The following is a 12298-nucleotide window of genomic DNA, read 5'->3' on the forward strand; positions in this document are numbered from 1 at the left end:
AACCGTTCCGCAAAAAATAACGCGCACTCTAACCGCTCTACTTCGCTGTAAGCCAGCCATGCCGACGTATGTCCACCCTGTCGTTGTGCAGGAGAACGCCTTCCTCGCGCAAGCGTGCGCGTTGTTCGCGACCGCCGGGACTGTCCGCCGGCAGGCTGATGCGACCGCCGGCGGCGAGAACCCGATGCCAGGGCAGGCGGGTATCCACCGGCAACTGGCTGAGCGTCCTGCCGACCCAGCGGGCGGCGCGGCCTAGGCCGGCCAGTTCGGCCAGTTGCCCGTAGCTGACCACCTGCCCCGGCGGCACCTGCGCCAGCACCAGGTACAGGGCCTCGCGGCGCGCCTGGGCACTTGCCGGGTCGCTGCCGGCCCAGGCATGCTCATCGGTTTTCCCTTTCCTGTCCGCCTTGTGAACGCCCATGTCGCTCAGAGCCCTCTGTTCAATCGTCGTGATGCTCCTGGCCGGCCCCGCGCTGGCCGACACCGTATGGCTGGACAACGGCGACCGCCTGTCCGGCGAGATCGTGCTGATGGACGGCGGCAAGCTGGCGCTGAAGACCCGTTATGCCGGCCAGGTGCTGATCGATTGGAAGGATATCGACACCATCAGTTCCGACAAACCCCTGCTGATCAAGCAGCAGGGCGTATCCGGGCAGCGTAGCCGAACCCTGGAGGCGGCGGGCAAGGGCATGGTGCGGATCGTCGATGGCGGCAGCCATACCGTCCCGCTGGCCAGTATTCGCCAGATGGTGCCGCCGCGACCGCTGGTGGAGGACCTGGTCTGGGAGGGCAATCTCGACGTCAAGCTGGATAGCAAGCGCAACGACAGCGACAAGGACGAATGGAAGCTCAAGGGTGATACCCGGCTTCGCCACGGTGCCTGGCGCCACGTGCTGGCGGGGGAAGTGGAGCGGGAAAAGAAGGACGGGCGCAAGGTCGAGGACAACTGGGAGCTGGACTACGACCTCGATCGCTTCTTCGACGAACACTGGTTCTGGCGTGGCAGCTATTCGCAGAAGCACGATGCGATCGACAACCTGGAGCGCCAGAGCGCGCTGGGAACCGGCCCCGGCTACCAGTTCTGGGACGACGAACTCGGGCGTTTCGACCTGGTCGCCGAGATCAGTCGCTGGCAACTGGAGTGGCGCGATCAGCCGCGCGAGGATTTCACCTCCTATTCGCTGGAGTGGGACTACAAGCGGCTGCTCGCCGGCACCCGGCTGGAGCTGTACAGCAAGGGAACCGTGCTGGTTCCCGGCATCGAGCGGATCGACTACCTGCTCGACAGCGAATACGGCCTGCGCTATCGCCTGAACAGTTGGGCGCGTCTTTCGTTCCTCTATGAACTGGACCAGTTGCGCACCGAGGGGGGCACCCAGTCCGACCGGCATTACCTGATCGGGGTCGGCGTCGGCTGGTGATGCGGCTCACCTTTCGGTCGATCCGGCTGAACTTTACCGCCCGTGCCCCGGTCCTTGCTCTGCCGCCCGGCATTTGGATAATGCCGGCCTCTTCGAACCCAACTCAGTTGATTTGTGCTCATGTTGTCGAGAATCCTGCTGTGCCTCGCTGCCCTTGCAAGTTCCACCTCTGCCCTTGCCGATACGGTCTGGATGAAGAACGGTGACCGCCTTACCGGCAAGATCACCCTGTTCGACGGCGGCAAGCTGCTGCTGAAGACCGACTATGGCGGCGACATCACGCTCAAGTGGGACAAGATCTCCACCTTCGAGAGCGAGCAGAACCTGCTGGTCAAGCAGGATGCCGAGACCGGCGAGCATTCCAAGGGCATCAGGGCCGCCGGGCCGGGCCAGGTGACCCTGGTCAACGGCGAGCCGAAGACCGTGGAGCTGGCCAGCATCCAGCAGATGATGCCGCCCAAGCCGATCCTCCAGGACTGGGTATGGAACGGCAACGTCGATTTCTCGCTGGACCGCAAGCAGGCCGAGAACGATGTGTCCGACTACGACATCGATTTCAAGACCAACGCCCGCCACGGACTCTGGCGCCACAACGTGCAGGGCGAGTACAACCGCGAGAAGAAGAACGGCCTGGTCAGCACCGACAATTATTCCGGCCAGTACGCGCTGGACCGCTTCATCGACGACCACTGGTTCTGGCAGGGCCAGGTCGCCTACAAGCGCGACATGATCGAGGACCTGGCGAAGAAGCGTACCGTCGGTACCGGCCCTGGCTACCAGTTCTGGGACAACGAGCTGGGCGCGTTCTCCATCGCCATCCTGGTCAACCGCAACGACTACGAGTTCGCCGACGGCGAGAAGGAGCACTTCTATTCGTCGAGCTTCAAGTGGGACTACAACCGCTACCTGCTGGCCAAGCAGTTCGAGCTGTTCACCAACGGCGAGGTCAGCAAGCCGCTGCAATCCGGCCTGGACTACGAGCTGCAGACCGAGGCGGGGATCCGCTACAAGCTGACCAGCTGGGCTTCGCTGAGCATGAAGGCGGAATGGGACAAGTTCAGCGGCAACGACGGCAACGTCAACCAGCGCCGCTATACCTTCGGCCTCGGGGTCGGCTGGTAAGCCGGCCTGCACGAAAAAGCCCCGCGATAGCGGGGCTTTTTCCTTGCCGGGCCGGGGCCTACAGGCGCAGGCCGCCGTCCAGTTCGAGAACGCGGCCGGTGTAGTAGTCGTTCTCAAAGATGTAGGCCACCGAATGGGCGATCTCCACCGGCTTGCCCATGCGCTTCAGAGGGATGCCGGCGGTCATCTTCTCCAGCGCCTCGGGTTTCATCCCGGCGGTCATCTCGGTCTCGATGAAGCCCGGCGCCACGCCGGCCACGCGGATGCCGTAGCGCGCCAGTTCCTTCGCCCAGACCACGGTATCCGCGGCGACCCCGGCCTTGGCTGCCGAGTAGTTGGCCTGGCCCATGTTGCCGGCGCGGGAGATCGAGGAAATGTTGACGATCGCGCCTTCGTTCTTCAGCTCGATCATCTTCGCCGCCACTTCGCGGGTGCAAAGGAATACACCGGTGAGGTTGACGTCGATCACCGATTGCCATTGGGCCAGGCTCATCTTGCTCAACTGGCCGTCCTTGACCTTGATGGTCAGGCCGTCGCGGAGGATGCCGGCGTTGTTGACCAGGCCGTTGATCGCGCCGAAGTCGCTGGCGACCTGGGCCACCATGTGGGTAACCTGTTCCTCGTCCGCCACGTTGCACACGTAGGCGCGAGCGTCGCCGCCGGCGGCCTTGCAGGCAGCGACGGCTTCGTCGAGACGTTCGCGGTTGAGATCGACCAGGGCCAGCCTGGCGCCCTTGCCGGCGAGATATTCGCCCATTGCCCGACCGAGCCCCTGGCAGCCGCCGGTGATGATGATGACCTTGTCTTTCAATTGCATTGCTTGGAACCCCACGAGCAGTTTCTGGAAGCGGACCTTGCCGGCACCTGCGAACGTACTTTGATATGCCCGTCCGTTTACGACGGATTCTATGCAAGGAGTCATAAATTGAGCGTTGAAGCTGCAAAGAATGCCCGAGAATTGCTGCTCAAGGAATACCGTGCGGTCCTTTCCACCCACTCGAAGAAATGGCCGGGCTTTCCCTTCGGCTCGGTGGTTCCCTATTGCCTGGATGCCGAAGGCCGGCCGCTGATCCTGATCAGCCGGATCGCCCAGCACACCCACAACCTGCAGGCGGACCCGCGCTGCTCGATGCTGGTAGGCGAGCGCGGCGCCGAGGATATCCAGGCTGTCGGCCGCCTCACCCTGCTGGCCGAGGCGCGGCAATTGGCGGAGGAGGAGGTCGCCGCGGCGGCCGAGCGTTACTACCGCTATTTCCCCGAGTCCGCCGACTACCATCGGGTCCACGATTTCGATTTCTGGGTGCTGCAGCCGGTCCAGTGGCGTTTCATCGGCGGTTTCGGCGCGATCCACTGGCTGGCCGCCGAGCGCGTGCCGCTGGCCAATCCGTTCGCCGGAGAAGCCGAGCGCGGCATGGTCGAGCACATGAACAAGGACCACGCCGCCGCCATCGCCCACTATGTGGAACTGGCCGGACTGCCGGCGCATGCCGCGGCGCAGCTGGCGGGAATTGATACAGAAGGTTTCCACCTGCGCATCGGCCAGGGCCTGCACTGGCTGCCGTTCCCCGCCGCCTGCGGCAACCCCGGGGCCGTGCGCCAGGCGCTGGTGCAACTGGCCAGGGCCGAGCGCTGGCCGACCGTCGAGCCGGAGCAGGGTTGAATTCTTCCCCGGCTGGCGCCAACTACTGGTGGTACCGGGGGCAAACGGGCCCCGCCAAGGACTCTGAAATGCGCGCTTTCCTCTTTCTGCTGTTGCTCTTCCCGCTGGTCGAGCTGGCCGTCCTGATCAAGGTCGGCAGTGTCATCGGGGTCGGCTGGACCCTGTTCCTGATCGTCGCCAGCGCCTTCATCGGTGCCGCATTGTTGCGCGTGGCCGGTGTGGCCACCGCCTGGCGCGCCCGCGAACGACTGGCCCGTGGCGAACTGCCGGAGCAGGAAATGCTCGAAGGCCTGTTGATCGCCGTCGGCGGCGGCCTGCTGATGCTGCCGGGTTTCATCAGCGACATCTTCGGCATCCTCTGCCTGATTCCTTTCACCCGTCGCCTGATGCTCGGCGGCCTGCGCCGCCGCGTCGAACAGCAGGCGCTGCGCCGGCGCGCCTTCGCCGACGACCTGAACGCCCGCTACGGACAGGGGCCGTCGCGGCCGAACGTCATCGAGGGTGAGTACGAGCGCCGCGACGATTCGCGCAACTGAAAAAAATTTTCACTGCATGCCCTTGAAATGGCTTGTGGCGACCTTATGTAACGGTCACCGCAAGGTCCCTGCCACAAGGGCAGGCTGTCTTACGCGGCTCGCGCGTCGAGTCGCAACCCGGCAACGCCGGCTTCAACAAAACCCGCCGGACTTCGATCCGGCCGTTGGAAACCACTGTTTGGGAGAGTTACGACTATGAAGCTTCGTCCTCTGCATGATCGCGTCGTTATCCGTCGCAGCGAGGAAGAGACCAAGACCGCAGGCGGCATCGTGCTGCCGGGTTCCGCCGCCGAGAAGCCGAACCGCGGTGAAGTGGTAGCCGTAGGTACCGGTCGTGTACTGGACAACGGCGAAGTGCGCGCTCTGGCAGTGAAGGTGGGCGACAAGGTGGTCTTCGGGCCTTACTCCGGCAGCAACGCCATCAAGGTCGATGGCGAGGAACTGCTGGTGATGGGCGAGTCCGAAATCCTCGCCGTCCTGGAAGACTGATCGGTCTCACCACTCCGTTTTCACCGAATTCGATTTAGAGGAAAGAGAACATGGCTGCCAAAGAAGTTAAGTTCGGCGATTCCGCTCGCAAGAAAATGCTGGTCGGCGTGAACGTGCTGGCCGATGCCGTCAAGGCCACCCTCGGCCCGAAAGGCCGCAACGTGGTTCTGGACAAGTCCTTCGGCGCTCCGACCATCACCAAGGATGGCGTTTCCGTCGCCAAGGAAATCGAGCTGAAAGACAAGTTCGAGAACATGGGCGCGCAACTGGTGAAAGACGTTGCCTCCAAGGCCAACGATGCTGCCGGTGACGGCACCACCACCGCGACCGTCCTGGCCCAGGCCATCGTCAACGAAGGCCTGAAGGCCGTTGCCGCCGGCATGAACCCGATGGACCTGAAGCGTGGCATCGACAAGGCCACCGTGGCCATCGTCGCCCAGCTGAAAGAGCTGGCCAAGCCCTGCGCCGACACCAAGGCCATCGCCCAGGTAGGCACCATCTCCGCCAACTCCGACGAGTCCATCGGCCAGATCATTGCCGAAGCCATGGAAAAAGTCGGTAAAGAAGGCGTGATCACCGTCGAGGAAGGCTCGGGCCTGGAAAACGAACTGTCCGTCGTCGAAGGCATGCAGTTCGATCGCGGCTACCTGTCCCCCTACTTCGTGAACAAGCCGGACACCATGGCTGCCGAGCTGGATAGCCCGCTGCTGCTGCTGGTCGACAAGAAGATCTCCAACATCCGCGAAATGCTGCCGGTGCTGGAAGCCGTCGCCAAGGCCGGCCGTCCGCTGCTGATCGTCGCCGAGGACGTCGAGGGCGAAGCCCTGGCCACCCTGGTGGTGAACAACATGCGTGGCATCGTCAAGGTCGCGGCCGTCAAGGCTCCGGGCTTCGGCGACCGCCGCAAGGCCATGCTGCAGGACATCGCCATCCTCACCGGCGGTACCGTGATCAGCGAAGAAGTCGGCCTGAGCCTGGAAGGCGCTACCCTGGAGCACCTGGGCAACGCCAAGCGCGTCGTGATCAACAAGGAAAACACCACCATCATCGATGGCGCCGGTGTGCAGGCTGATATCGAAGCCCGCGTCCTGCAGATCCGCAAGCAGATCGAGGAAACCACTTCCGACTACGACCGCGAGAAGCTGCAAGAGCGCCTGGCCAAGCTGGCCGGCGGTGTTGCCGTGATCAAGGTAGGCGCTGCCACCGAAGTCGAGATGAAAGAGAAGAAAGCCCGCGTCGAAGACGCCCTGCACGCTACCCGTGCGGCGGTGGAAGAGGGCGTGGTTCCCGGCGGCGGCGTAGCCCTGGTTCGTGCCCTGCAAGCCATCGAAGGCCTGAAGGGTGACAACGAGGAGCAGAACGTCGGTATCGCCCTGCTGCGTCGCGCCGTCGAATCGCCGCTGCGCCAGATCGTGGCCAACGCCGGCGACGAGCCGAGCGTAGTGGTCGACAAGGTCAAGCAGGGTTCCGGCAACTACGGCTTCAACGCTGCTACCGGCGTGTACGGCGACATGATCGAGATGGGCATCCTGGACCCGGCCAAGGTCACTCGTTCCGCTCTGCAGGCTGCGGCCTCCATCGGCGGTCTGATGATCACCACCGAAGCCATGGTTGCCGAGATCGTGGAAGACAAGCCGGCCATGGGCGGCATGCCTGACATGGGCGGCATGGGCGGCATGGGCGGCATGATGTAAGCCGACCGGCCCCTGTGGTTGGAAAAGCCCCGCTTCGGCGGGGCTTTTTTTATTCCTCAGCGCGGGCAGTCCTGGCGGTAGCCCGGCAGCTCCTTTGCCGCCGGTTCGCAGGCCAGGCGCAGCGCCTGCTTCAGGTCGTCGGGCAGAGTGGCGCGGCTGATCGGCCGCCAGTGCATGCGTTCGCCGAAATAGCGCGCCCAGTGGAATTCGATGAAATAGCTCTGCCGATCCTTGTCGAAGGCGTTCTCGTCCTCGGCGTAGCCGGCCAGGGCGCGGTAGGGATCGTCGCCAAGCCCGGCGAGAGCGTCCGGCAGCGCCTCGGGCGGGATCTCCGCGCCACGCGCATCGTGCAGCCAGACCCAGTGGTTTTCCTGCATCTTCTTCCAGAAGTCGGTGGCCTGGGGGAGCCGGCCGATCACCTTCACCGGTACGCCCTGTTTCGGGTCCAGGCGCCAGAGCGCGCTACTCAGGTGATGGCGATCGGTGAGGTAGAAGCGGCCGCCGGGGCCGATCACCACCGGAATCTCCTTCTTGCGCAAGTAGCGCTCGAGAGCCTTGGGCTTCTTCCCGGCGAGCTTGGCCTGGTCATCCTCGACCTGCAGCAGGCCGACATTCTGCTGGGTCGGGTGGAGGGCCGCGAGCGGCAGCTCGCACCAGCTACCGACAGAGGTTTGCGGCGAGCAATCCTCGGCCTGGGCGGTGGCGGACAGGAACAGGCAGCAAAGCAGCAGGGCTGGGCGCATGGGGGGCTCCGGCGAAGGAAGGGGAAAGGTTCCCTAGACTGGCACGCTTCGGGCGATCCGGCGTACTCCGGCCTTTGATAGGTGCCTCGCTTTGTGCCAATCTTGCCGACAGGAGATGGCATTCCTCCTTCAACCGCCCCTGGGGCTGATGATGCCTACGCATGAACCTGGAAAGGCGCGTAGGCGCTCGCCTGCCGCCTGTCCGAATCGCTCCTACAAGGACAGGACTATGTGGAAATCCATTCTCGCCATCGCCCTCGGCGCCGCCCTGGGGGCGTTGCTGCGCTGGTTCCTCGGGCTAAAGCTGAACAGCCTGCTGCCCAGCATTCCCCCCGGCACGCTGCTGGCCAACCTGGTCGGCGGCTATGTCATCGGCGCGGCGATTGCCTATTTCGCCCAGGCGCCGGGCATCGCTCCGGAATGGCGGCTACTGATCATCACCGGGTTCTGCGGCGGCCTGACCACTTTCTCCACCTTTTCCGCCGAGGTCGTCAGCCTGCTTCAGGAGGGCCGCCTGGGCTGGGCCGCCGGGGCCATCGCGACGCACGTCAGCGGCTCGTTGCTGATGACTCTGCTGGGGTTGTTCTCGATGAACTGGATGCTGGGCAAATAGCGTAGCGGGAGGCCCGACCATGCAAGGCTATCAACTGACCTTCATCACCCAGCAGGGGCGCTGCCACCAGGGCCAGCCGATCTGCGACTGGCTGCTGCAAGAGGCGCGCCGCCTGGGCGTGCGCGGTGCCACCGCGTTGGCTGCCAGCGAAGGCTTCGGCCAGAGCGGCCGGCTGCATTCGATGCATTTCTTCGAGCTGGCCGACCAGCCGCAGGAAATCCTCATGGCGGTCGATCCCGAGCAGGCAGAACGGCTGTTCGAGTCGATCCGCCAGGCCGGCGTGCGGCTGTTCTACATGAAGGTGCCCATCGAGTTCGGCGTGCTGGGAGCGGACGAACCGTCTCCCTGAACGCGGTTTTCGTCGGCGCCGCCGTTGCGCTGTCCTCGCTTCTCCGGTCGGTAGAGCATCAGGCGGTACAGGCCGAGGCAGATCAGCCAGTCGAACAGCATCGTCCACAGGTTGTGCGAGAGGAAGTGCGCACCTTGCAGCATGCGCGACAGCGACAGCAGGCAGCCCATGGCGAAGGCGAAGGCCAGGGCGTAGCGCGCCAGCCTGGGCTTGCGGTCGCGCAGGGCGAAGAACAGCGCGAACAGGACGAATCCGGACGATGCGTGCCCGCCCGGCCAGCAGCGTCCGGGGTGCTCGGTCGGCGGCCGCGGGCTGAGCAGCGAACTGTAGGTTTCCTCGCCGCCGAACTGCGCCAGGCTCCAGGGGCACTGCACGGCGGTGAGCGCCTTGAGCGGAGTGACTATGCTGGCTGCAAGGCTCATGGCGAGGAACACATAGGCCAGCGGCTTGCTCAGTGCGCGCCATGGCCGGTGGAACAGTCCGGCGATGGAGACCAGAAGGCCGAGGACGCTGATGGCGATCACCAGTTGCTTGACCCGGTCGTGCAGGATGTTCTCCAGGAACCAGCTGTGCCGGCCGATGAAGCCGGCGCCCGGGTCGTACATCAGGTTGGCCAGGGCGAGGTCGAGGGTCACCGGCTCGAAGGCCAGCAGCAGTGCCGCCAGGCCCAGCGGCAGGGCGAGGAACAGCCAGGGGTTGAATGGACGGGAAGGGGAATGGACGGCGGCCTGGGTCATGCGATCTCCAACGCTGGCGTTGACGTTCTCTTGACTTCGACGCTGGTTAAATCCACCGCCGGGGTTCGTGCGCATCCGCAAAGCCGCTATGATCGGCGGCCATGGAAGACGCCATGCAGTCTCTGGTGGCGAGCGTAGAGCCGGTGTGAATCGCCGGTGAAGAATCCGTAAATGCGCGAGAGGCGCTCGATCGGTCTTCCTGCGAAGGAGTGGGACATGCGAATACTGGTGGTCGAAGACAACCGCGACATCCTGGCCAACCTGGCCGATTACCTGTCGCTCAAGGGCTATACCGTGGATTGCGCGCAGGACGGGCTGTCCGGCCTGCACCTGGCGGCCACCGAGCACTACGACCTGATCGTGCTCGACGTGATGCTGCCGGGAATCGACGGCTATGCCCTGTGCCGGCGCCTGCGCGAAGACGCACGGCGCGACACCCCGGTGATCATGCTCACCGCCCGCGACCAGTTGGACGACCGCCTGCAGGGGTTTCGTTCCGGCGCCGACGATTACCTGGTCAAGCCCTTCGCCCTTTCCGAACTTTCCGCACGCATCGAGGCGGTGCTGCGTCGCGCCCAGGGTGGCGGCCGCCGCGAGCTGAGCGTGGCCGATCTGAGCTATGACCTGGACACCCTGGAGGTCAAGCGCGCGGGCAAGTCGCTCAAGCTCAACCCGATCGGCCTCAAGCTGCTCGCCGTGCTGATGCAGAAGAGCCCCCATGTGGTGCGCCGGGATGCCCTGGAGGAAGCGGTCTGGGGCGACGACTGCCCGGACAGCGACAGCCTGCGCAGCCACGTCCATCAACTCCGTCAGGTGATCGACAAGCCATTCTCCGTGGCCTTGCTGCATACGGTGCATGGCGTTGGCTACCGCCTGGCGGAGGAGCCGAATGGAGTATAAGCAGAGCCTCGCCCGCCGGATCGTCATCGCCTTCATGTTGATGACGGTCGCTGTGGGAGGACTGTTCTCCGCCGGCATCGTCGGCGTGGTCCACATCATCGAGGAGCGCCTGATTTCCCGCGACCTGGGCGGCGAACTGGAGCGCATCCTGCGCGACGACCTGGCCCAGGGACGCAACCCGGTGCTCGATCCCGGCATGCGCTTCTTCATCAGCGACGGCCAGGGCTCCTACGCCATGCCGCCGGCGCTGGACCAACTGGATGTCGGTTTCCACGAAGTGTTCGAGGGCGACTTGTCGTTCCATGCGCTGGTGCGCGACATCGATGGTCGCCGTTTCGTCCTGCTGCAGGACCAGAGCGATTTCGAAGCGCGCGAGCAGGTGCTCTACGCCTCGGTGCTGACCGGCTACGTGCTGAGCATCGCCCTGGCCGGCCTGCTTGGCTGGATGCTCGCGCGCAAGGTGATGGAGCCGGTGGTGCGCCTGGCGCGCCAGGTGCGGCATCGCGAACAGTTGCTCGGTCTGGCGCCGCCGTTGGCGCCGGACTACGCCAACGACGAGGTCGGCGAGCTGGCCGCTTCCTTCGACGAGACCCTTGGCCGCCTGCGCGACGCGCTCAAGCGCGAGCAATTGTTCACCAGCGACGTCAGTCATGAGTTGCGTACGCCGTTGATGGTCATCGCCACCTCATGCGAACTGCTGGCCGAAGAACCCAGCCTCGGCCCGCGCGCCCGTGGCCAACTGGAGCGGATGACCAAGGCCACCGAGGAGATGCGCGACCTGGTGCAAACCTTCCTGTTGCTGGCGCGTGCGCAGAAGGGCGAGGAAAGCCTGGCGCCCCACGGTAGCCTGGAGAGCATCGCCGACGACCTGGTCCAGGTCTGGCGCGAACAGGTCGAGGCGCGAGGACTGACCCTGCACTACCGCAACGAAGGCGCCTGCGCCGGCCAGTTCAACGCGCCGCTGCTGCGCGCGGTGATGGGCAACCTGTTGCGCAACGCGACCCACTACACCGATGCCGGGAGCATCACGCTGACCCTCGACGAGCATGGTTTCAGCGTCGAGGACACCGGGGCGGGCGTCCCGGAAGAACAACGCGAACGCATCTTCATGCCCTTCGTTCGCGGCAGTTCCAGCTCCGGGCGCGGCGAAGGCCTTGGCCTCGGCCTCTCGCTGGTGAAGCGGATCTGCGCGGCCGAGGGCTGGAGCGTAACCCTCAGCGCGGTGGAGCCGCACGGCTGCCGGTTCGAAGTTTTACTCGATGTTGCTTGACGAAAAATTCACCACCCCTTGACCCGAGCTTGACGGCTGGATTCATACCGTTCGTCTCATGAATCCTGGAGTTCCCGTCATGAACAATCCGCCTGTCGACCTCGACTTTTCTCACAAGTATGATCGCGAGCATGCTGAGGCCTACCTGAAGAAGCATCAGGACGGCCTCGCCCGGAAACTTTCCCACCGGCGCGACGTCCAACTCGCCCGGCACGCGCTGAAGCTCGCGGGGCAGCCCAACCTGGTGCTCGACCTGCCCTGCGGCGCCGGACGCTTCTGGCCGCTGCTGGCGGAAAAGGACAACCGGGTGATCATCGGCGCCGACAATTCCGCGGACATGCTGGCGGTCGCCTGCGCCGGTCAGCCGGACGGTGTGGTGAAACGGGTACGGCCCTTGCAGACTTCCGCTTTCGCCATCGACCTGCCGGACAGCTCGGTGGACAATATCTTCTGCATGCGGCTGCTCCACCACATCGGCGAGGCGGACGATCGACGCGTCCTGCTCCGCGAGTTTCACCGGGTCACGCGGGACAGCGTGATTCTTTCCCTCTGGGTCGATGGCAATTTCAAGGCCTGGAAGCGTAGGCGCATGGAGGCACGGCGGGTAGCGAACGGGGAACAGACCGGCTACCAGAACCGCTTCGTGTTACCAGCCGAAACGGTCGAGCGCGAGTTCCGCGACGCCGGCTTCGTCGTCCAGAAGCATCTCGATTTCATCCCGCTGTATCACATGTGGCGGGTCTATATCTTGCGAAAGGAATAAC

At 64.6% G+C, this 12298-nt stretch carries 15 protein-coding genes and 1 riboswitch; of the genes, 11 read left to right on the forward strand and 4 right to left on the reverse strand.

Going from position 1 to position 12298, the window contains the following annotated elements:
- Positions 1-37: 37 nt before the first annotated feature.
- Complete coding sequence (locus FOC67_RS03140) at positions 38-421, reverse strand: MGMT family protein (protein WP_003094074.1); 384 nt, start codon at positions 419-421, stop codon at positions 38-40.
- Between FOC67_RS03140 and FOC67_RS03145 the strand changes: the two genes are divergently transcribed.
- Both FOC67_RS03145 and FOC67_RS03150 read left to right on the forward strand, forming a co-directional pair.
- Positions 420-1421 (forward strand): DUF481 domain-containing protein, encoded by a 1002-nt coding sequence (locus FOC67_RS03145; RefSeq protein WP_003120893.1) that lies wholly within the window; start codon positions 420-422, stop codon positions 1419-1421. The genes FOC67_RS03140 and FOC67_RS03145 overlap by 2 nt on opposite strands.
- Positions 1422-1535: 114 nt before the next feature.
- Positions 1536-2543 (forward strand): DUF481 domain-containing protein, encoded by a 1008-nt coding sequence (locus FOC67_RS03150; RefSeq protein ID WP_083842351.1) that lies wholly within the window; start codon positions 1536-1538, stop codon positions 2541-2543.
- A 58-nt stretch (positions 2544-2601) separates the two neighbouring features.
- Here the strand turns inward: FOC67_RS03150 and FOC67_RS03155 are convergent, their stop codons facing one another.
- Entirely contained in the window at positions 2602-3360 is a 759-nt protein-coding gene (locus FOC67_RS03155; protein WP_003094072.1) for an SDR family oxidoreductase, read from the reverse strand.
- Positions 3361-3468: 108 nt separating this feature from the next.
- Here FOC67_RS03155 and FOC67_RS03160 point away from each other — a divergent pair, with 108 nt between their 5' ends.
- From FOC67_RS03160 to groL, 4 genes are all read left to right on the forward strand, one after another.
- On the forward strand, positions 3469-4203 hold the full coding sequence (locus FOC67_RS03160; protein WP_009315950.1) for a HugZ family protein: 735 nt from the start codon (positions 3469-3471) through the stop codon (positions 4201-4203).
- 68 nt (positions 4204-4271) lie between these two features.
- Positions 4272-4739 (forward strand): FxsA family protein, encoded by a 468-nt coding sequence (locus tag FOC67_RS03165; protein ID WP_003094066.1) that lies wholly within the window; start codon positions 4272-4274, stop codon positions 4737-4739.
- 195 nt (positions 4740-4934) lie between these two features.
- Positions 4935-5228, forward strand: coding sequence for a co-chaperone GroES (locus FOC67_RS03170; RefSeq protein WP_003094064.1), 294 nt, complete (start codon positions 4935-4937; stop codon positions 5226-5228).
- 50 nt (positions 5229-5278) lie between these two features.
- Positions 5279-6922, forward strand: coding sequence for a chaperonin GroEL (groL, locus tag FOC67_RS03175; protein WP_003094059.1), 1644 nt, complete (start codon positions 5279-5281; stop codon positions 6920-6922).
- A 56-nt stretch (positions 6923-6978) separates the two neighbouring features.
- Here groL and FOC67_RS03180 read toward each other — a convergent pair whose 3' ends face one another.
- Positions 6979-7665: a ParB-like protein gene (locus FOC67_RS03180; RefSeq protein ID WP_003094054.1), complete on the reverse strand. Its 687-nt coding sequence runs from the start codon at positions 7663-7665 to the stop codon at positions 6979-6981.
- A gap of 102 nt (positions 7666-7767) precedes the next feature.
- A riboswitch (Fluoride riboswitch) is annotated at positions 7768-7830 on the forward strand.
- A gap of 64 nt (positions 7831-7894) precedes the next feature.
- On the opposite strand from FOC67_RS03180, the gene crcB reads away from it, so the two are divergent.
- The gene (gene crcB, locus FOC67_RS03185) at positions 7895-8278 is read left to right on the forward strand and encodes a fluoride efflux transporter CrcB (protein WP_003094051.1); all 384 of its coding nucleotides are present in this window, start codon (positions 7895-7897) and stop codon (positions 8276-8278) included.
- 19 nt (positions 8279-8297) lie between these two features.
- The gene (locus tag FOC67_RS03190) at positions 8298-8627 is read left to right on the forward strand and encodes a DUF190 domain-containing protein (RefSeq protein ID WP_003094048.1); all 330 of its coding nucleotides are present in this window, start codon (positions 8298-8300) and stop codon (positions 8625-8627) included.
- Here FOC67_RS03190 and FOC67_RS03195 read toward each other — a convergent pair.
- Positions 8570-9364, reverse strand: coding sequence for a phosphatase PAP2 family protein (locus FOC67_RS03195; protein ID WP_003110730.1), 795 nt, complete (start codon positions 9362-9364; stop codon positions 8570-8572). The two genes, FOC67_RS03190 and FOC67_RS03195, sit on opposite strands and share 58 nt — an antisense overlap.
- A 216-nt stretch (positions 9365-9580) precedes the next feature.
- Here FOC67_RS03195 and FOC67_RS03200 point away from each other — a divergent pair, with 216 nt between their 5' ends.
- The 3 genes from FOC67_RS03200 to FOC67_RS03210 all read left to right on the forward strand — a co-directional run bounded on the left by FOC67_RS03200 (position 9581) and on the right by FOC67_RS03210 (position 12297).
- Positions 9581-10264, forward strand: a complete 684-nt coding sequence (locus tag FOC67_RS03200) for a response regulator transcription factor (RefSeq protein WP_003094039.1) — start codon at positions 9581-9583, stop codon at positions 10262-10264.
- Entirely contained in the window at positions 10254-11534 is a 1281-nt protein-coding gene (locus FOC67_RS03205) for a HAMP domain-containing sensor histidine kinase (RefSeq protein WP_003094037.1), read from the forward strand. The genes FOC67_RS03200 and FOC67_RS03205 overlap by 11 nt, the downstream gene beginning before the upstream one ends.
- Before the next feature lie 79 nt (positions 11535-11613).
- Positions 11614-12297: a class I SAM-dependent methyltransferase gene (locus tag FOC67_RS03210; RefSeq protein WP_003094031.1), complete on the forward strand. Its 684-nt coding sequence runs from the start codon at positions 11614-11616 to the stop codon at positions 12295-12297.
- The last annotated feature ends 1 nt before the right edge of the window (position 12298 follow it).

Source organism: Pseudomonas sp. FDAARGOS_761 (assembly GCF_013343155.1).
Classification (GTDB): domain Bacteria; phylum Pseudomonadota; class Gammaproteobacteria; order Pseudomonadales; family Pseudomonadaceae; genus Pseudomonas; species Pseudomonas aeruginosa.